The 19198-nt window shown below is 37.9% G+C and carries 20 protein-coding genes; 2 read left to right on the plus strand and 18 right to left on the minus strand.

What is annotated here, in order from left to right; translation table 11 throughout:
- Positions 1-6 precede the first annotated feature (6 nt).
- The 5 genes from OC533_RS07675 to OC533_RS07695 form a co-directional block, all read right to left on the minus strand.
- Complete coding sequence (locus tag OC533_RS07675; RefSeq protein WP_194323786.1) at positions 7-786, minus strand: serine hydrolase; 780 nt, start codon at positions 784-786, stop codon at positions 7-9.
- A 9-nt stretch (positions 787-795) separates the two neighbouring features.
- On the minus strand, positions 796-1674 hold the full coding sequence (locus OC533_RS07680; protein WP_194323788.1) for an NlpC/P60 family protein: 879 nt from the start codon (positions 1672-1674) through the stop codon (positions 796-798).
- A gap of 16 nt (positions 1675-1690) precedes the next feature.
- Entirely contained in the window at positions 1691-2773 is a 1083-nt protein-coding gene (locus tag OC533_RS07685; protein WP_226894235.1) for a dipeptide epimerase, read from the minus strand.
- A gap of 230 nt (positions 2774-3003) precedes the next feature.
- Positions 3004-3816 carry a sugar-phosphatase gene (yidA, locus tag OC533_RS07690; RefSeq protein WP_003772536.1) on the minus strand — a complete coding sequence of 271 codons (813 nt, stop codon included), beginning with the start codon at positions 3814-3816 and terminating at the stop codon, positions 3004-3006.
- Between the two features lie 44 nt (positions 3817-3860).
- The gene (locus OC533_RS07695) at positions 3861-6200 is read right to left on the minus strand and encodes an ATP-dependent DNA helicase (protein ID WP_194323792.1); all 2340 of its coding nucleotides are present in this window, start codon (positions 6198-6200) and stop codon (positions 3861-3863) included.
- 272 nt (positions 6201-6472) lie between these two features.
- Between OC533_RS07695 and OC533_RS07700 the strand changes: the two genes are divergently transcribed.
- Positions 6473-7153 (plus strand): Crp/Fnr family transcriptional regulator, encoded by a 681-nt coding sequence (locus tag OC533_RS07700; RefSeq protein WP_003772539.1) that lies wholly within the window; start codon positions 6473-6475, stop codon positions 7151-7153.
- Positions 7154-7156: 3 nt separating this feature from the next.
- Here the strand turns inward: OC533_RS07700 and OC533_RS07705 are convergent, their stop codons facing one another.
- Genes OC533_RS07705 through OC533_RS07715 form a run of 3 tightly spaced genes read right to left on the minus strand, consistent with a single transcriptional unit; the run spans position 7157 to position 9568 of the window.
- Positions 7157-7963 carry a metal ABC transporter permease gene (locus tag OC533_RS07705; protein WP_010990266.1) on the minus strand — a complete coding sequence of 269 codons (807 nt, stop codon included), beginning with the start codon at positions 7961-7963 and terminating at the stop codon, positions 7157-7159.
- The gene (locus OC533_RS07710) at positions 7912-8616 is read right to left on the minus strand and encodes a metal ABC transporter ATP-binding protein (RefSeq protein WP_185485051.1); all 705 of its coding nucleotides are present in this window, start codon (positions 8614-8616) and stop codon (positions 7912-7914) included. Before OC533_RS07710 ends, OC533_RS07705 begins: the two co-directional genes overlap by 52 nt.
- Before the next feature lie 13 nt (positions 8617-8629).
- On the minus strand, positions 8630-9568 hold the full coding sequence (locus OC533_RS07715; protein ID WP_185505089.1) for a metal ABC transporter substrate-binding protein: 939 nt from the start codon (positions 9566-9568) through the stop codon (positions 8630-8632).
- A 222-nt stretch (positions 9569-9790) separates the two neighbouring features.
- Between OC533_RS07715 and OC533_RS07720 the strand changes: the two genes are divergently transcribed.
- Positions 9791-11446, plus strand: coding sequence for a peptide ABC transporter substrate-binding protein (locus tag OC533_RS07720; protein ID WP_112120343.1), 1656 nt, complete (start codon positions 9791-9793; stop codon positions 11444-11446).
- A 137-nt stretch (positions 11447-11583) separates the two neighbouring features.
- Here OC533_RS07720 and OC533_RS07725 read toward each other — a convergent pair whose 3' ends face one another.
- The 10 genes from OC533_RS07725 to OC533_RS07770 all read right to left on the minus strand — a co-directional run bounded on the left by OC533_RS07725 (position 11584) and on the right by OC533_RS07770 (position 19178).
- A complete protein-coding gene (locus tag OC533_RS07725; protein WP_153648479.1) occupies positions 11584-11895 on the minus strand; it encodes a hypothetical protein in 312 nt (103 codons plus the stop codon).
- 85 nt (positions 11896-11980) lie between these two features.
- Complete coding sequence (gene cdiI, locus OC533_RS07730; protein ID WP_185511092.1) at positions 11981-12310, minus strand: ribonuclease toxin immunity protein CdiI; 330 nt, start codon at positions 12308-12310, stop codon at positions 11981-11983.
- 137 nt (positions 12311-12447) lie between these two features.
- A complete protein-coding gene (locus OC533_RS07735; protein WP_153648481.1) occupies positions 12448-12630 on the minus strand; it encodes a hypothetical protein in 183 nt (60 codons plus the stop codon).
- Positions 12631-13151: 521 nt separating this feature from the next.
- Complete coding sequence (locus OC533_RS07740; RefSeq protein ID WP_003732237.1) at positions 13152-13385, minus strand: Imm74 family immunity protein; 234 nt, start codon at positions 13383-13385, stop codon at positions 13152-13154.
- 5 nt (positions 13386-13390) lie between these two features.
- Complete coding sequence (locus OC533_RS07745; RefSeq protein WP_194323794.1) at positions 13391-14797, minus strand: T7SS effector LXG polymorphic toxin; 1407 nt, start codon at positions 14795-14797, stop codon at positions 13391-13393.
- A complete protein-coding gene (locus tag OC533_RS07750; RefSeq protein WP_160464711.1) occupies positions 14794-15162 on the minus strand; it encodes a DNA double-strand break repair Rad50 ATPase in 369 nt (122 codons plus the stop codon). The genes OC533_RS07745 and OC533_RS07750 overlap by 4 nt, the downstream gene beginning before the upstream one ends.
- The gene (locus tag OC533_RS07755; protein WP_160464710.1) at positions 15163-15447 is read right to left on the minus strand and encodes a DUF3130 domain-containing protein; all 285 of its coding nucleotides are present in this window, start codon (positions 15445-15447) and stop codon (positions 15163-15165) included.
- Between the two features lie 200 nt (positions 15448-15647).
- A complete protein-coding gene (locus OC533_RS07760; RefSeq protein ID WP_003724035.1) occupies positions 15648-16541 on the minus strand; it encodes an ABC transporter permease in 894 nt (297 codons plus the stop codon).
- A gap of 10 nt (positions 16542-16551) precedes the next feature.
- Positions 16552-17502 carry an ABC transporter permease gene (locus OC533_RS07765; protein ID WP_003724034.1) on the minus strand — a complete coding sequence of 317 codons (951 nt, stop codon included), beginning with the start codon at positions 17500-17502 and terminating at the stop codon, positions 16552-16554.
- A 101-nt stretch (positions 17503-17603) separates the two neighbouring features.
- Positions 17604-19178 carry an ABC transporter substrate-binding protein gene (locus tag OC533_RS07770; protein WP_194323796.1) on the minus strand — a complete coding sequence of 525 codons (1575 nt, stop codon included), beginning with the start codon at positions 19176-19178 and terminating at the stop codon, positions 17604-17606.
- Positions 19179-19198: the final 20 nt, after the last annotated feature.

The following is a 19198-nucleotide window of genomic DNA, read 5'->3' on the forward strand; positions in this document are numbered from 1 at the left end:
TTTGGTTTATGTCATCTCAGAAAATAATTGTTTGCCGACTGTCTGCATCCAAGCTGTCGCATTCGCTTCTAATCCCGTGTTATTCGTCAGTGCGGCTGCATATCTGGTCTTTCCTTTATACTCAAAAACGGCCACATCATGCTGGATATTTTTTAGTTCGCCCGTTTTATTTAACATTTGAAGTCCCGAAATTCCAGCTTCTTCCAACGTGCCCGCTAGGTTGGATCGAAATTGCTGATTTAGTAGCGGTCGCCGAATAGTTTCTTTTAAGTCTGGATAAGCTTCACTAAGCATCATTATTTTTTGTAAAATGGTCACGGCTGCCTTAGCACTGATTTTATTTTGCTTTACGGTCTTGAAATCCATCATTTGCCGTTCTAGCTGAATTCCATCTTCCCAGTTGTTTTCACGTAACCATGATTGTAGTTTGGTGATAGTTGCTAGCTCGATTAATTGGTTGGTAGCTGTATTGTCCGAAACAGCTATCATTAAATGTAGTAATTCTTCCAATGTCCAAATTCTTTTTTGCGGAAGAATTTGGATGATTCCTGCTCCAGCTACTACTTTTTCGCTTGGAATTTGGAAATCCGTTTGTAAGTCTAACTCTTTTTTGGCAATTTTTTCGAAAAAATATAAATAAATCGGTAGTTTGATGACACTTGCAGCAGTAAAAAGCTGGTTTTCATTTTCTGCAAAAAGCACCGTTTCTCCATCTGATATAAAAAGTGCTTTTGAATCAATTATGTTGAAATCTTGATTAATTTCTTGATAATTAGTCAGTTTCATCCACCCCCTTTATCGATGTCTTGAGGTCACACAAAGTTCTGGTTCGTACTTACTGCCTGCGATTTTAGTTAAAATTACTTTAGATCCTGGTGTTTGCGAATGAATCATCTCGTCATTTCCGATGTAAACTCCCACGTGATGGACTTCCCCTTTGCCTTCCTCATAAGCAAAAAACAGCAAATCTCCTGGTTCAGCGTTTGCGTAATCAATTTTTTTCCCTGTGAAAGATTGCTCTGTGGCATCGCGACCGATATATTTCCCACATGTCCGGTAAAGAGTAAACGCAAATCCTGAACAGTCAAAACCGGCACTGCTAATTCCCGCCCAAACGTATGGTAAGTCAAGGAATTGCATCGCCATTTGCACCACAGTGATGCCAATGTTGTCGCCTTGTTTATGTTGTAAATCTACTTGAGTTCGTAAAATGCTCGCTAGTCCATGAGGTGTTTCAATTGTATATTTATCCTCAGTTTCAGCAATTTTGGTGAAAAGTGTGCCAAATGAAACAGTGCGCGTTTCACCATTTTCGTATGTAATTTCTGCTTTTGGCACGACAACTGCGATTTTTTCACCCATATCGCTAGTTTTATCTGTATCTTCTAAGTCAGAAAGAAGCATCCAACCAGGATAGCCGCGCTCATCTTGAAAACTTTGTTGGGAAGGAACGACTACTTTTGCCCAGTCGCCCTCGATTTCGTCGACAATTACGAAGTCGTTATAAAGCAAATCCGAGTCAACAAGGCTATCCTCGTATAATTTCATCGCATCTTCTTGGTTAATTTGAACCAAGTCAGTTTCTTTTCTAGCCTCTAAAATATTGGCTAAAACCGGGTTCATTTCATTTTTCCTCCAAAGAAATGCATTACTTTGACTAACTAATTTGTTCATATTATCCCTACTTTCTTTAATAAGCTGGAATGCCAATCCCATCTTCTTCTGTTAAAAGCACTTGTCCACGACCAATTTCAAGGCCAATATCAGCCATGTTTTTACCATGTAAATCCCACATAAACGGCACATCTAAATCATAAAACTTCACTTGTTTGGAAGCTGCCGCGAAATGTGCTGCGGCTGATAAACTTGCATATCCTTCAATCATCGTACCAATCATACAGTCCACATTATAACTGCCCGCTAAATCATGTATCGCTTGCGCTTCTTTGATTCCTGCACTTTTCATCAATTTAATATTAAGCAAATTACAGCATTTTTCGTCTAAAAGTCGTTTAGCATCGTGAAAGCCAAATAAACTTTCATCAGCCATGATTGGAATACTAGTGTTCGCAGTCACTTTTGCCATACCGGTAAAATCCCAACTTTTTACTGGTTGTTCGATGAAGTCAATTGGAATATCTTGCCACTCATTTAGGATTTGAATGGCTTCATCCGCAGTCCATCCTTGGTTTGCATCAATTCTAAAAGGAATCTTCCCGCCTAACGCGTCATTCATTTGCCTAATTTTTGCTACTTCTATTTCAACTGGATCAAGACCTAATTTAACTTTAAGGGACTGAAATCCTTCCGCTACTTTGGTTTCTGCATCTCGAACCATTTTTTCTGGCGTCCCAATGCTAATGGTATAATCTGTTTCAAGCCCCGCTAAGCCACCGCCGAGGAATTCATATAATGGCTTTGAATGAGCTTTTGCCAGTGCATCATGTAAAGCAATATCAATGGCGGCTTTTGGACTTGAATTATGTACTAATAAAGATTTCATTTCATCTAAAATTGTAAGTTCTTCGTCTAGTTCGCGATTAATTAAAAAAGGACCGAAAATATCATTTATTGCACTCAAAATGCTGACTTCCGTATCCCCTGTTATTACATGCGTTGGAGCAGCTTCTCCAATACCTATAATCCCGTTATCAAAATGAATATAAACTCGTACCACGTTCACATGACTAACTTCCCTAAGCGCCGTCTTAAAAGTAGCACTTAGCTGAATCGGTAAAATGTGTGTTTTAATTTTTGTGATTTTCAAGCACATTCACTCCTTTTTATTTAAATGTCAAACTATTCCTAAAACAATAACAAAGGAACGTTTTTTTGGCAAGATAGCCTCGAGAGAAAAACTTCCATGAATAAATGATTTTCTGCCAACCCTACCAAAAAAACTTCCACAGTACGTTAGTTTTGTATCTTCTATTTTCGCTCATTAAATAAAGCGCTGTCAATATTTATACCTCTAAAGAAAAACTCACATGGAATGTTTTTCTTTTAACGGTCGAGAACGAGCATTTGAATTGCGTTTGCTACCCCGTCTTCATTATTTGTAGTTGTGGTATAATTGGCGATTTCTTTAATATGCTCCGTTGCATTTCCCATTGCTACACCCATTCCCGCATATTCTATCATCGTAATATCATTTTCTTGATCGCCAATACTCATTACTTCCCCTTGAGAAATGCCAAGTTTGTTCACGAGAAGTTCCAGTGCAGAACCTTTATTGACGCCTTTTTGCAAGAATTCTAGGTTGTAAGGAACACTTCGAACTACATAAAAGTTCTCTTTAATTGTCTCTGGTAAGTTTTTAATAACATCCGTGATTTTTTCTGGCGTATCTAATAACATCACTTTGGAGACATGAATTGACTCAGGTGCTTCTTCTACAGGCAAATGATAGAGTGGCGTTTGAAGCAACAAAGCATCCTGGCATGTAATTTCGGTGATTTTTCGACTTGGTACATACATGTTTTTTCCGTCAAAATACGTTACATTAACATCTTGCGCATGACAAAATGCATAAATTTCCTCTAATTCTGATTTATTTAAAGTAATATCTGCTAATGGTTCTTCCGTCGCTGTTTCTAGGATAACTGCTCCATTAAAGGTAATCGCATAATCACCAATATCTAAAAGATCTAGTTCTATCAAGCTTTTTTTAATTCCAGCAAGTGGGCGCCCTGTACAAAGCACTACTTTGACCCCTTTTTGTTTTGCAGCTTTAATCGCCTCGCGTACAGCTGGGGTAATTTCGTGCGCATCGTTTAAAAGCGTCCCGTCAATGTCTATCGCAATAATTTTATACATAATTTCCTCCTAAATCGACTCATTACAACCATTCTACTAGAAAATCAGTTGTTCCGCCAAAATTCGTTTACTTCTCGCTCGATTTGTAGCGTATTTTTCACTGTCCTAGCGTGGTTCCAATGAGCCGGAAACAAAGCTTTATACCGATCTGTTGCAAAACGTTCTTCTATCAGTAAGACAACGCCTTGATCTTTTTCGCCGCGAATAACACGTCCTACCGCTTGAAGGACTTTGTTCATACCGGGAATCTGATACGCATAATCAAATCCGCGCCCGATTGTTTCATTATAATAATCTTTAATTAAATCAGATTCCACATTCATTTGCGCAAGTCCCACGCCTACTATTGCCGTTCCGATTAAGCGTTCCCCTCGAAGATCAACGCCTTCAGAAAAAACGCCTCCTAAGACACAAAAACCGACGAACGTTTCTTCACGCCCCGTTTCAAAAGCTGCTAGAAATTCCTCGCGCTCTGTTTCGTTCATAAAAGATTGTTGTTTTTGCGCTCGCACTTCGGGATATTTTTCGCTAAACAATTCAAATGCCGTTTCTAAATATTGGAATGATGGAAAGAAAAACAAATAATTGCCTTTTTTCCCGGAAAGCATCGCATAAAGCGCATCAATAACTGATTCCAAACTATTTTCACGCCTTTGATACTTTGTACTAATATAATCCGCTACCATTAAATGCATATTATTCTGTTTAAACGGAGACGCAAAAGTAAGACGACTTGTATCATTATTTCCACCAAGTAAATTCGTGTAGTAATCAATCGGTCTAAGCGTCGCCGAAAAAAGTACTGAACTAGCACCTAATTTCAATTTCTCTGATAGTAAAAACGCCGGATCTAAGCATAGTTGTTTTATCAGTATATCGGACCGGTTTCGCGTAATTTGAGTGACATAGCGCTTATCGTATAGCTCAGCAATCTTTAAATACCTTAAACTTTCAAAATAAAGTTCCAGTACATCTGCTTGAGCTTTTGCCTCTGTATTTTTTGGCAACCAGTCTTTTGCTACATAACTAAATTTTAAAACAGCTTCATTCCAATCGGCCAAGGCTTCTTTTTTTACATAGATCGTTTTATTTTCTTCGGCTAGTTGCTTATTTAGGGCAATCATTATTTTATTCATTGCCGTTACTGAATTTAGTAGTTTTTTATCGGTTTTTTTGTCTAATTCACGTTTTACTTGCATGATGATTGATTTACTTAATGTCGCCGAGAACATCGAACGAGCTCTGTCCACCAAATTATGCACTTCATCCACTAAAAAAGTATATCTGCCAGGTCCATCCGCAAAAAAACGTTTCAAATAAACGACTGGGTCAAATAAATAGTTATAATCACACACAATTACATCACAAAAAAGCGCCACATCAAGCGATAACTCAAACGGACATAAAGTATATTTCCGGGCAAATGCTTCGACGACCGACCGAGTTATAGTTTCTTCTGTTTGCAGCATATCGAACAACGCTTCATTCAAGCGATCGTAATAGCCACGCGCAAATTGGCAGTGCTCCGGGTCACATTTTCGTTCATCTAAAAAGCATATTTTATCTTTTGCTGTAATTGTGACACTTCTTGCCGCTAGTCCTTTACGGCGCATTTCATCTAAAGCATCTTCGGCAACCTGTCTCGTAATTGTTTTTGCTGTAAAATAAAAAAGCTTGTCTGCCTTCCCCTCGCCCATTGCTTTTACACTGGGAAATAGCGTTGACATTGTTTTTCCAATGCCTGTAGGCGCTTCACAAAATAGCTTTTCATCATCCATCACTGTCCGATAAACGGCAATTGCTAGCTCTCTTTGACCACGTCTATAGCTGTCATATGGGAAAGTTAATTCTTGAATAGATTTATTTCGCTTCATTTCCCAAGCTGCAGACATTTTTGCCCAAATAGCATATTTTGAAAGCAAATCGTCCACAAAAGTACTCATTTCTTCACGACTCATGACTCGAGTGAATTGTTTCACTTCTTTATCGGCTACTTGATAGTACGTTAATTGAAGCGTGACTTCTGCTAAATCAGACTTCTCCGCTAACATGAATCCATAACAAATGAGCTGGGCCCAGTGCAGCGGGCGAAAGTCTTCAGTAATTTCATCCATTTCTACCTCGGTAGTTTTAATCTCATCTATCATTTCTCCGTTTATGACGCCATCCGCTCGGCCTTCAAGTGTAAAAGAAATGTCATCTATTACTCGTACAAGCTTTAATGATACCTCGGCTTCGTATTCTTCTCCTGCTTCTTTTTGGAGTAATTGATGAATTTTCGTCCCTTCCAAAGCGCGATCTGAACTAGTCATTCGGCTATCAATACTGCCGCTTTTTAAGACAAATTCTACTAAGCGCCTCACTGAGATTTGTACGTTTTTCATCAATAATCCTCCTCTATTTTCTAGTAGAATTATAACACAGAACCTACGTTCGCATCAATTTTAATTTTTTCTCCCAAAAGTCCAAAAATAGTCAACACTATCAATTAAATAACATTTTTTTGTGCTTATCAGCATTATACGATTTAAATAATTCACATTTTAGAAACATTTATTCGTGAAATACTACTTTACTCCATACAATCGACTTTTTTGTTTCTGATACAATTATTTATACAAAAGTAAAGACATAAAAAAAGATTGGAGTCATCATTATGCCTAAGTCATTGTATAATTACCACGAATTCATTCACCTATCTCATGACGGAAGAATACCCTTTGAAAAAATAGAAGTTCCAAAAAACGCCATTTTACTAAACAACAGCGCAGATTTAGACAACTATGTTTACCTTATTATTGATGGTTATGTGGCTTTATTTTTAAACGATGGGAAAGAACAATCCAAAATTTATTCCATTCAAGGTGAAGGAGCTTTTCTAAATTATTTTACATTACTAGACCATAGCATTAATCGTTTTCGATATAAAACGCTCTCGAAATGTTTCTTATATAGATACTCAAAACTTGATATAGAATACTTTCTATCTATGTTCCCCGAGAATTTCGGTTTTCAATTTTTCATCATGAAAAACCAGACTACCCATATTTACTTTAAAAGTTTAATGGCGAGTAGTCCGGCTTCTGAAAAACTTATGCTTACTTTTTCCAATCTTGCTCTACTTCATGGTATTCCTACTGAGGATGGTACAGTTATCTTACCTCCCGCAATTAAAACAAGTCACTTGCTTTCGTATAGCAACCTTTCAAAAAGCTGTTTTTATAAAGATTTACAATATTTGAAAACGACTAATCAAATCGAAAAACAGGATAATTCCTGGATAATTCATAATAAAGAGCTAAACCTAATGTTGCAAAATGGAGAAACATATATATAGAAATTACTTTCGCGCTATTTTTAATACAACGGTTGCTATTATGAAAAGAATGATAAACATCAGCGTAATGGTAGCACCTGGTGGGGTTCCTAATTGATAAGAAGATACTAGCCCCGAAAACATTCCTATTAAACCAATTAATATTGCGCTAACTACACACATGAGAAACCCTTTTGAAATCCGCATACCAATAGCTGCTGGAAGAATGATAAGTGCAGATACGAGTAGCGCCCCAGCTATTGGCATAATAACCGCAATTGCAATACCCGTAACAACGCTAAACAAAAGAGAAATCAAGCGTACAGGAACACCTTCAGCGACCGCAACATCTTCACTAAAAGTAAGTACAAACATAAACCGTTTAAACACCAGAAACAATACAACAATAGCAATCCCTAGAATGACTAAAAGCTGTACTTGAGCTTTGCTGATGGTCACGATGGAACCAAATAAATATTGCTGTACACTCGTTGTAATTCCGCCCTGATCCAAACTCATCAATACTAACGCCACTGCAAGTCCCCCGGCCATGAGGATTGCAATCGACAACTCCGAGTAAGTTGCATAAACCCCGCGTAAATACTCTATCCCAAGTGCTGCGATTACTACAACAATAAGCGTTGTCACACTTGGATTCACATTTAAAACCAGCCCAAAAGCAACTCCCGCAAGCGACACATGCGAAAGCGTATCCGCCATAAGTGACTGTCTTCGTATAATTAAGAAAACCCCTAAAAGAGGAGCAATAATAGCAATAATCATTGAAGCTTGGAAGGCTCTTTGCATAAATCCATAGAGAAACATTTCCATGACACATCCTCCTTTCTAACGAGGCGAATATGCTTATCAACATAATCTTCCATCTCTTCACTATCATGCGTTACCATCAAAATCGCCTTACCGTGCACTTGTGCTTCATGCTTTAATAAGTCATAAAAACGAATTTTACTTTGTTTATCCATTGCGGTTTGCGGTTCATCCAAAATTAATATATCAGGATCAGTTGCAAACATTCGCGCCAAACAAATCCGCTGTTTTTGACCTCCTGATAGCTCACCGATACGTTTATGACGATAATCCCACATTTCAACAGATTTTAATGCTTTTTCGACATGGGCATGATCTTTTTCCGTCAGCCGTTTGAACCACTTACCATTTGGAAAGCGACCTGACCTTACTAATTCGAGGACCGTACTTGGAAATCCAGCGTTAAATGAAGCTATTTGTTGTGGTACATAACCTACTAAAAGTCGTCCGCCATTTGTATTCTTCATTGAGAAAGTAACAGAACCTTTATCAGGTTGTAAAATCCCCAAAATAATACGGAGCAGTGTTGATTTAGCTGCTCCGTTTTCTCCTGTTAGTATGATAAATTCTCCTGCGCTGACTTGAAATGAAATATTTTCAAGTACTGGCTCGGATTCGTATTTAAAACCAATATTGGCTATATCAATATATTTCATTCTTATCGCTTCCTTATTTAATTGTTTTTTGCAAGGCTTGTAAGTTTTGTTCCATATAAGCGATGTAATCCATGCCTTTTTTCTGTTCTTTATCGGTAATACCTTCGATTGGGCTTAGTACTTCTAATTTTGCACCTGTTTCGTTAGCAAGCGTTTCTGCTACTTTTGGTGATGCTACTTCTTCAAAATAAATTGTGCTGATATTGTTTTCTTTTACATATTTTTGTAATTCTGCTAAACGCGCTGGGCTAGGTTCTTGGTCAGGTGAAAGACCCGCGATTGCCACTTGATGCAAATCATATTCGTTTGCTAAATATTGGAATGCAGCATGTTGCGTTACGAAATCGCGTTGTTTCGCTCCTTCAAAAGCTGTTTTAAATTTATTGTCGAGTGTTTTTAATTTGTCCGTATATTTTTCTGCATTCTTTTTATATGTATCTGCATTTGCTTTATCCGCTTTGCTTAAACCGCTCTGGATGTTTTTCACTTCTTTTTCAGCAAGGACAGGGCTTAACCATACGTGCGGATCATGTTCATGATGATGACCTTCTTCGCCGTGGTCATGGTCGTGCTCTTCTTCTTCGCTACCTTCTAATAGTTTAATTCCTTTACTAGCATCAATTATCGTTAATTTTTTCGAATCTAGGCTTTTAAGTACGCTTGGCACCCACGTTTCCATGTCTTCACTGTTATAAATAAAAACATCAGCTGCCTCAATTTTAGCAATATCTTTGGCACTCGGCTCGTAATCATGCGGTTCAGTTCCGGCATCAATTAACATATCAATCGAAGCATTATCTCCCGCTACATTTTTGGTAAAATCATACATTGGATAAAATGTTGTCACTACCTTGAGCTTATCCCCACTTGCTTTATCAGCACTCGCGCCACATCCTGCCAAAACTAAAACGAACGCCAAGACTGTTACAACTAAAAACGACCATTTCTTCATATTATCTCTCCTTTTTCGTAATGATTACGATTTAAACCTTAAAGCCATACTATGTAAATTTTGATTACGCATCGTAAAACGTAATCATTCTTATTTGCACAAAATATCTTATCATGGGATTTTTTTTGCGTCAAGCAGTTTTTTCAAGAAACCATTAACTTGACTTATCTTATCGGAATACTTATAATAACGATAAATACACAGATAGAAGGGGAGAAAACCATGCATTTTTTAAAGAAAACATTGCCTATTTTTGCCATTTTGACAGTACTTTTACTTACAGCTTGCGGAAATGACAATGATAAATCTGCGACAAAAACTTCCCCGGACAAAATTAAATTTCTTGAAACCAGTGAATTACTGACTTTAAATACGACAGCTGAAGAAGACTTTGCTAGCTTCACCGCACAAAACCAAGTCTTCGAGGGATTATACACACTTGATCAAAAAGATAACTTTGTTCCTGGGGTTGCTGATGGAATGCCAGAAATCAGCGCTGACCAAACGAAATATACCATTAAATTAAAGAAAAACGCGAAATGGTCCGATGGTTCCCAAGTAACCGCCGATGATTTCGTCTATGCGTGGCGCCGTGCCGTTGATCCAAAAACCGCACCAGGATATTCCGCGCTCTTTAAAGATTCGATTAAAAACGCCACTGAAATCAATGAAGGCAAATTACCTGTAACTGACCTTGGAGTCGTTGCAACTGACCCAACAACACTTGAAATCACACTTAAAAAACCAGTTCCATACTTCATTTCACTTCTTTCTTTTGAAACATTTTTCCCACAAAAAGAAAGCTATGTGAAAAAACAAGGCGACAAATACGGAACAGATAGTGCGCACACTTTATACAACGGTCCTTTTGTCATGAAGGATTGGGGCGGCAACATTACGAATAAATGGACTTACGCGAAAAACGACCAATATTGGGACAAAGATAATGTCAAAGTAAACGAAATCAATGTGCAAGTTGCGAAAGATATTAACGCTGGTGTGAACCTTTATAATACAAACGAGGCTGACCGTGTGCCACTTTCAGGCGATTTCGCCAAACAATACAAAGGCAAGAAAGATTTCCAAACGGAAAAAGATGCGCTGATAAGTTACTTGCGCATGAACCAAAAACGTGACGGTAAAGCGACTCCGCTTGCGAACAATTCCTTACGTCACGCGCTTAATTTAGCCGTTGATAAAAAACAATTAACAGACCGCATTCTCGGCGATGGCTCATTCCCAGCGAACGGACTTCTTCCAAAAGATTTCGTCCAAAATCCAACAACGGGCGCTGATTTCCGCACAGATAGTGGCGACCATTTAGTTTATAACAAAGAAGAAGCTTTAAAATATTGGAAACAAGCACAAAAAGAACTTGGAACTGATAAAGTAACAATCGAACTGCTCGGCGATGACCAAGAAACGACGAAAACCATTTTCGCATATTTGAAAGCGCAGTTTGAAGATAATTTGCCAGGTGTGACGATTAAAGTGAAAAACATGCCTTCGAAGAGCGCGACACAGCTAACTTCTGATGGTAATTATGACATGTCACTGGCTGCTTGGATGCCTGATTTTAAGGATCCGTGGACATATAGTAGTTTATTCTTATCCGATTACTTTAACAATCATATGAGTTACAATAGTCCCGCTTATGATAAACTTGTAAAATCAACGGACACAACGCTTGCGACGAAACCAGAAGAACGTTGGAATGCGTTCGTAGCTTCTGAGAAAGTTCTGCTTGATGATGACGCGGCGATTTTACCACTTTATCAACATCAAACAGCAGTGTTGCAACGTACGGATATTACCGGCGTGCAGAAACATGCTTTTGGTTCGCCTTATAGTTATAAGTTTATTCGGGTGGAGAAGTAATTCGCCAGTTTTGAAGAAACCCAGCAATTTTAAAAATTGCTGGGTTTTTGTTGTATAAAATATTAAATTTTATCTTTGCAAGTAAGCGTGTATCTCATTTACTAACGACACCAACCAGATAATATAATACTTTTTATTTAATTTTCAATGTAACCTTCAGCATCATCAATAAAAAATGTTAATTTCAAATCGGGAAATTTTTTATCTAGTTCTCTTAAACAAGAAATAAATTTCCTGCTTTGTATTTTTTCGGAAACATCATCAAAAACCGAACTAATTAACAATACATCTTCCTTTGAACAATTCTTTAAATAATTGATAGTTTCATCTTCGCTCATAGATAAAATATTGGTTAGTTCTGCCCAATTTCTTTCAAGTCCAAAGTCATCTTCTTCATGTATACTTCTTCGTTGTTCTAAATTCTCTTTAATTTGATTAGATATATTCATAATTGTCCTCCCATTTACATATTTATTTTATGTAATTAAGATATCTATATTGAATACAATTCTTGATATTTTTTTAACTCATTATCTAGGAGTAATTTTTTTCGGGGTAGGATTCCACATACCTGTTACATATAATATTCAAATAATAATAAAATTGTTTATAGTCAATCACTATTTCACTTCCAGAGTATAATCCAAACTCTACTCCGTCAACCCCTTCCCCCTGAGCAATATCATATTCATCTAAATCTTCCGGAAAAAGACATGTACCCGATTCCACTCCAAATCCCTCTCCTTTTGAAACGGAATTTATTATTGAAATAAATTCTTCATCAGAAATTTCATCAAAAACTACTTTTACTGGGTATTGTTTTTCATTAATTAAATCGCTATTTTTGATTCTTTCATGAAACACATTATTTTTCCTCCTACTCATTCAGGATAAGTGGTTAAAAACCGAATTCTTAATTGTCACTGTAGTTGTGGACATAGAATTTTTAGTTAAAGCCCTCTCATATGATACCAACCATGTAATAAGGTGCTTTTATTCTACTACTTATCTTCCCCCAAAAAAGAGATATTTTTTTGATCCAATTCTTCCACAATAATATCTTTACAAACTATAGAAATTGTCATAATTGATAAATTAAGGAAAGAATCAATAAATTCTTCGTTATCTCCATGCTTTTCCAGAGAAATATCTTGCATAAAGTATCCTAATTGTCCCTTACTCATATCTCTAACTTTCATATTAGTGTCTGGAGCAAAACTTTTTTGTACGATACCTTGTAACAATTCATAAATTTAATTATATATACTTGGTCCTCTTCTCCCTCAAATATTACATGAAATTCATCCCCAAAATAGAGTGTTTACAATCAAATACTCTAGCATCCCAGTATTCTGTATCCTCAATCACTTTTTGTATCATTTCAATTTTTTTCATAGTTCCTCCTACTTTTTATATGGAATATGAGCATCTAAAACTTTCCGCTCGAAATAAACCCGAAACACTAGATTTCTAGGTTCTCCCTTATTCGTAAGATAAATTTGTTGTATTGCTAGAAAATACAACGTAGAATACAATTCCCTGTTGCCCTGTGACTTGTTTTGAACGTCTTTTCCTTTGCCCGAGGAACTCACGAAATAGCTAGTACCTTGACTTGTCCCTCGAGCCTTTTCAGCATAACATGCCCATCGTTTGCATTGATATTTGAATTTGTTCTTTCAAACCTACTCTACTTCTCGCATTTCTTTTATTCAAATGAAATTTGTACTGTATTTTCATTTGTGCTCTGTTTTACCTGTTGAATAATTTCTTGCACTTCAGATTCAGAAAGCTTTTTATTTTCATATGGAGGTTCCCAATTCTTCATAGAATCTTTAAATACAACAAATTTACCTCCAACTAACATTTCTCCATCTGCTTTCACTACATATCCATTCTCTAAATCAAATTTCACATGTGAACTATTACCTGTAATTTTCATTTCACTTACTTCCTTTCAAAAATTATTTTTTCAAGTCCTGTTTTAGGATCAATCGTTGTTATCTTCGTTACGTTAGGATTATTTTTTAATCTAGGTAACTCAACATTTTCCCAAATATTTCCTTTTCTCAAATCCGAACCAACTACTGCACGAACTTCACCAGAAACTTGTTCTGCATAAGAACCAGAAGCCAAATCCCATGCTTTCATTGACTCAGGATTATTAAAATCCCAGTCTGGCATTTCAATATTTTTATTTCCTATTGTTGATTCTAAAGTAACGCCACCTTTACTTTTAGCTACATCAGCCGCTATATCAGCTCCACCAACGCCTTCTGTTCTACCAGACCAGAAAAATGCAGTATCTGGTTCTGTTTTCAATTTAGGATGAATTTCGTCAATATTAAATCCTTTAGCTCCACTAGCTTTCTTTCTTCTACGTAGCCAATCTTTTGGAATCTTGAACTTCTTCCCTTTATAACCTCCAACAGTATAATGGAAAACAAGACCACTTATAATACCAAACCCTTGCGCTTTACTTATCTCTTGCCCAGTAACCGGGTCTATTCCTTCTTTCACCGATTGAATAACTGCCTGCAACAACTCAGCTTCTTCTTGCGCTTCATTGCTTTCATGCGGTAATCCCCCGTTAAGCACGGCGGCATTGTACGCGTTCGTTGCTTCAACATCTACTATACCATTTTTCATTAACACCCACATTTGACCACGGTACGTTTTTTGATATTCGTCAAAATTGAATGTTTTTTCGTTATTTTTTAGCGCTTTTCCTAAGGCGTTTTGCATCCGGGTTACGGTGGTGAAATTCAGTTTGCTCATATCATAGGTGCCCGTTTTACTGTTAAATTGAATGTTCGACTGGAGTTCGCGAATGGTTTGCTGAATTCCTCGGACTAAATCGGTTAAATTATCAAAAAAACCACCATGACTTTGTTCAAAAGCCAAGTATTTTTCTAAGATATTTTCCTGTTTGTAGGCGATGCTTAGCTGGGAGCGATAACTTTGCATTTGCCCTTCTGTTCCGGTATTCATCCGCTGGGCTAGTGCCTCTTTTTTCGCTTCAATACGATCAATCATTTTCCCGAGTTCGTATAAACCGTCCGCATCAATTTTCGCATCCGCAGAACCATCCACTTGGGCGTGAAAATCGGCTATATACTGCGCTAATCGTTCTTCGCTCTCGTTCATGGCTTCGATTATCGCATCACATAATGGGAAATAGGTCATTTGGTAATAATTTTTCGATGCATCAACTGCTTTTCCTTTTAAACTGCCGTCTTCGGTATAATTTTTCACGGCAGTTTTGATGTCTTTGATACTCTTTCTTGCTGCTTCATTAGCTGTATGTAGTTGGTACGCAAAGGTTTGTATTTCTCCGATGTCAATTCGGCTCACTGTAACAACTCCTTTTGTAAATCTTGTTGTTGATTTTCTAATTGGTAGATGTTTTTTTGGCAAGCGGTGATTTTTTGCTTACATTCCTCTTGGTTCGCTTGGATTTTTTTATGCCACTTCTGTTTTTCTTCTTCCTGTAAATCCGCCAAATAGTAGCCGAAACTTCGTGATTCCGCGCCTTGCCAAACTTCGCGCAAAAGCTCCAGCGACTCCCGTTCTTCTTGGTGAACACGCGCAACATCTTCCGCTAACCACTCTTGTTCATTTTGTTGTCGTTGTAAATCTTGCAAAAAATCTTCGGCCCCGGATTGTTCTTTTTTCAGCAGTTGCAGTTGTGCCTCCCCTTGCTGGCTCTTTGCATCCATTTATTTACCTCCCAATCCCATGCCTCGTTCAAGCTCTTGGTCTTTGTGAGTAAATGATGCGCCTAATTCTTTCAATCTTTTGGCATCCGTTCCTACCACACCTTGAAAATTGTCCACCGCGTCTACCAAGTCAAACAATGCTGTCCGAAAATGATTGATGGAATTGGCTTGACTATAGGCCATATTGCCACCTTTCATCGGTAAATATTCGGTTGATTTGCCTTTTGATTCTAACTTTGTCGCGTGTTTTTTCAATGTTGCTTCTTTAACTTTTATTTCACTCATTTCTGCGCCTCATCTCTGTCTATAATAATGAAACCTTGTCCTTTAATTATAGCACCGCACGCATTCTCGTTTTGTGAGCGTTTTGTGAATTTATGCCTTGGAAATTGGCTAAAACACGTTTTTTACGTTTCTATTTTAAGTACATTTTCTTTAAAAAACAAAAAAACACTTTGACTGAAAAAATCAAAGTGTTTTTACATTTAATATCTACGTGACAAACCTTTCCTCAGCACATCGCCAAGCACGTTAAATGAAAGAATCGTCATTAAAATTAATAATCCAGGGAAAAGCGCCAAGTAAGTTGCTTCTCCGACGTAGCCTTGCGCATTGTTCAGCATGCTGCCCCACGAAGCGTTAGGCTGTTGAACACCGAGGCCAAGGAAACTCAGTGCTGACTCGGTTAAAATGGCTGTAGCGACGTTTAATGAAGCTGCAACGACGATGGATGGCATCGCGTTTGGAATAATATGCTTGAACATAATGTGGAAAAATCCGCCACCCGAAGACTTGGAGTACAAAATGAATTCACGTTCTTTTAATGTTAACGTCTCTGCTCGAACAATCCGCGCCACTTCCATCCAAGAAAGCAATCCGATAATGATGATAATGTTTGAAATTCCCGGTTTTAAGTACGCATTTAAAATCATTAGTAGGAAAAATGACGGAATTGACATGAAAATATCTAGAAAACGCATCACCATATTGTCAATGAAGCCACCAAAGTAGCCACTAACTGTCCCCGCAAGTGTTCCAACGACAACGGCAATCATCATCGCAAACACGCCAACAAGTAATGAAACCCGGCCGCCGTACAAGACACGCGTCAAGTAATCCCGACCATGGTCATCCGTCCCAAACCAGTGCGACGAATTTGGCGGCATCAGTTTGTCCTGAACGGAAAGAGCATTGGGGTCATAAGGCGAAAGGAACGCGAAAATACAAGCGACTGTAATAAGAATCAGCACACTCGTCGCAAAAACAGCGCGGCGGTCAGCCAGCATAAAACGCCAAAAACTCCGCTCTCTGGTAGCATGAACAACCTCCGCATCCCGCTCGAAATCTTGCATTGTTTTTTTCGAAAAATCTAATCGCATCATGAATTCCTCACCCCATTTCCCTAATCCGTGGATCGACAATCATATAAGCTAAATCGGCCAACAAGTTCCCAATAATTAATAATAGCGCTGAAAAAAGTGTAATCGCCATAATAACTGGATAATCTAGTTGGAAAATCGCATTAATCCCAAGCGACCCCATTCCCGGCCATGAAAAAATACTTTCGGTAATAAAAGCGCCTGTAATGACTTGCGGAAGTGACATCCCAAGTAGTGTTATGACTGGCAACAAGGAATTTTTCAAGACATGATGCCCCATAATTTGTACTTTGGATAACCCTTTCGCATAACCGAATAAAACATATTCTTCTTTTAATTGGTTAATCGTATTCGAGCGGACGTAACGATAATATGCCGCGCACCCTTGGAAAGTCAGCGTTATAACTGGCAAAATCGCATGCTCCGCCATATCCCAGAAGGAGTCGACCCCAATCGTTCGCATCCCTAGACTTGGGAGCCACCCTAATTGAATCGAGAACACATCTATTAAAATCATCCCAAACCAAAAAATCGGAATCGAAATCCCAATATATGAAATTCCATTTAACACTTTATCAATCCAAGTATTTTCGTAATTCGCCGCAACTAAACCAAGTGGAATTGACAACAATAGCGTCAGCACAAGCGAAGTCCCAACCAAACCAAGTGTCGCTGGAATTCTCTCTAAAATTTGTTGTAAAACTGGTTGGCTGTTCACAATCGAATAACCAAGATTACCTTGGAGCAAATTTCCAAGCCAAATAAAATACTGTACATAAATCGGTTGATCCAGCCCTAAGCTCTGTCTAATCCGCTCGACATCATCAGGATTCATATCAGGCGTAACAAACGAATTCACGGGATCCCCGGGCGCTAATTTTATAAGTGCAAACGAAATAATCGAGATAATAAACAGCATCGGAATAATTTGCAATACGCGTTTTATGATTGTTTTTAGCATAATTTATCTCCTATCTAAAACACTAAAAATGACAAGTAAAAACCTGAACCTGCCAAAAACAAGCATGGCAGGCCAGATTTTTTACGAATGATTTTTAATTATTATTCCGTTAAATATAGTTTAGAAAGATCACGGAACATTGTTACTGGTTGTGGTGTTGCAGCTTTTTGGCCACCGTAACGGCTATCAAGAGCTAGCACTGCATTATCATAAGAAATTGGATAAATTACAGCATCGTCAGCAATGGTGTTTTGGATTTTTTCATAGATTTCTTGACGTTCTTTATCGTCCGCAGTTACAGCACCTTTTTCCCAAAGTGCATCTAGATCTTTGTTGTGGTAGTTCGAATAGTTGTATGGCGCATCGCTTAGGTATAGGGATTTATACGCATCAGGATCGTTCCCCATGATATAACCATTTAGTGCGATAGAGTAGTCTGCGTTTTTGCGGTCAAGTGTGATGTTGCTTAGTGCATTTGGATCTGTTGGTTTCAAGTCAAGTGTCACGCCGATTTCTTTGTATTGTTGTTGCAAGTAAAGCGCGATACTTTCTTGTGATTTACTGTTGTTTAAATAGTAAACAGTTAGTTTTTGGCTTGTATCAAAACCGCTTTCTTTTACTAATTTTTTCGCTTTGGCAATGTCTTGGTCGTATGTTTCTACTTTATCTGTGAAGTATTTCGTGTTTTCTGTTAGGAACGAAGAAGCTGGTTTTGCGTATTCATCTGAACCGTAAGCTGCATCAATGATTTCTTCACGGTCAAGCGCATAAGAAAGGGCTTGGCGAAGTTCTTTTGATTTAAGAGCTGGTTGGTTTTCGTTGAACGTTGCATAGCTTAAGCGGTTTTCCGGGTAAGTGATAATGTTTACCGCGCTCGCTTTTTCTACTTTTTTTCTATCAGAAGGTTGAATGGATTTTAAGTTAATTTCGCCATTTTGCAGTGCTAAATTAGCTGCGTTTTGGTCTTTTGTGATTCGGAAAGTAACTTTATCCAATTTTGGTTTGCCGTCAAAATAGTCGTTGAACCGTTCTAGGGAAACATATTCACCTGTTTTGTATTCAACAAATTTGTACGGACCTGAGCCGATTGGATTTTTGTTTTTATCACTTTTCTCGATGTTTTCTACCCCTTCAAAAATGTGTTTTGGAATTGGGAAGAACGTTTTAATTGTATTTTCAAAGGCTGGAGCAACAGTTGGTAAAGTGAATTTCACTGTTGTGGCATCCACTGCTTCTACTTTTACAGGTTTATCATCAAAAACAAAGTTCCCACGGTTCGGGCTGTTTTGTTTTGTATCTAAAATAGAATTTACAGTAAATACTACGTCATCTGCAGTCAAAGGCTTACCGTCATGCCAAGTTAAACCATCTTTTAGTTTCACAGTGTAAGTTAAGTTGTCGTCTGAAATATCTAAGCTTTTTGCAAGTGCCGGTTTCCCGTCAACTTCCCAAAATAGCGGTGCGTATACAGCTTGTTGAATCGTTAATGTTACACGGTCAGAAGCGTAGTTCGGATTGATAACTTCTGGATCCCCAGTAACGCCGATAATTAGAGAGCCGCCGTCTTTCGCTTTGCCTGAACCGTTTGCTTTGTCTGAACTAGCGCCAGAGCCTCCGCAAGCTGTTAACACCAAGGCAAAAACCGAGATAACCGCTACTAATAAAAATTTCTTCATCTAACAAAAACTCCCCTCTT

The organism is Listeria sp. Marseille-Q6474, assembly GCF_946902005.1.
Classification (GTDB): domain Bacteria; phylum Bacillota; class Bacilli; order Lactobacillales; family Listeriaceae; genus Listeria; species Listeria innocua.

Coding starts and splice junctions, on each gene's coding strand:
- OC533_RS07725 (WP_153648479.1), bottom strand. CDS start 11,895: ATGAATATATCTAATCAAATTAAAGAGAATTTAGAACAACGAAGAAGT.
- yidA (WP_003772536.1), bottom strand. CDS start 3,816: ATGTATAAAATTATTGCGATAGACATTGACGGGACGCTTTTAAACGAT.
- OC533_RS07705 (WP_010990266.1), bottom strand. CDS start 7,963: ATGGAAATGTTTCTCTATGGATTTATGCAAAGAGCCTTCCAAGCTTCA.
- OC533_RS07680 (WP_194323788.1), bottom strand. CDS start 1,674: ATGAACAAATTAGTTAGTCAAAGTAATGCATTTCTTTGGAGGAAAAAT.
- OC533_RS07685 (WP_226894235.1), bottom strand. CDS start 2,773: ATGTGCTTGAAAATCACAAAAATTAAAACACACATTTTACCGATTCAG.
- OC533_RS07755 (WP_160464710.1), bottom strand. CDS start 15,447: ATGAGTGAAATAAAAGTTAAAGAAGCAACATTGAAAAAACACGCGACA.
- OC533_RS07710 (WP_185485051.1), bottom strand. CDS start 8,616: ATGAAATATATTGATATAGCCAATATTGGTTTTAAATACGAATCCGAG.
- OC533_RS07750 (WP_160464711.1), bottom strand. CDS start 15,162: ATGGATGCAAAGAGCCAGCAAGGGGAGGCACAACTGCAACTGCTGAAA.
- OC533_RS07770 (WP_194323796.1), bottom strand. CDS start 19,178: ATGAAGAAATTTTTATTAGTAGCGGTTATCTCGGTTTTTGCCTTGGTG.
- OC533_RS07765 (WP_003724034.1), bottom strand. CDS start 17,502: ATGCTAAAAACAATCATAAAACGCGTATTGCAAATTATTCCGATGCTG.
- OC533_RS07700 (WP_003772539.1), top strand. CDS start 6,473: ATGCCTAAGTCATTGTATAATTACCACGAATTCATTCACCTATCTCAT.
- OC533_RS07695 (WP_194323792.1), bottom strand. CDS start 6,200: ATGAAAAACGTACAAATCTCAGTGAGGCGCTTAGTAGAATTTGTCTTA.
- OC533_RS07675 (WP_194323786.1), bottom strand. CDS start 786: ATGAAACTGACTAATTATCAAGAAATTAATCAAGATTTCAACATAATT.
- OC533_RS07720 (WP_112120343.1), top strand. CDS start 9,791: ATGCATTTTTTAAAGAAAACATTGCCTATTTTTGCCATTTTGACAGTA.
- OC533_RS07735 (WP_153648481.1), bottom strand. CDS start 12,630: ATGAGTAAGGGACAATTAGGATACTTTATGCAAGATATTTCTCTGGAA.
- OC533_RS07715 (WP_185505089.1), bottom strand. CDS start 9,568: ATGAAGAAATGGTCGTTTTTAGTTGTAACAGTCTTGGCGTTCGTTTTA.
- OC533_RS07760 (WP_003724035.1), bottom strand. CDS start 16,541: ATGCGATTAGATTTTTCGAAAAAAACAATGCAAGATTTCGAGCGGGAT.
- OC533_RS07740 (WP_003732237.1), bottom strand. CDS start 13,385: ATGAAAATTACAGGTAATAGTTCACATGTGAAATTTGATTTAGAGAAT.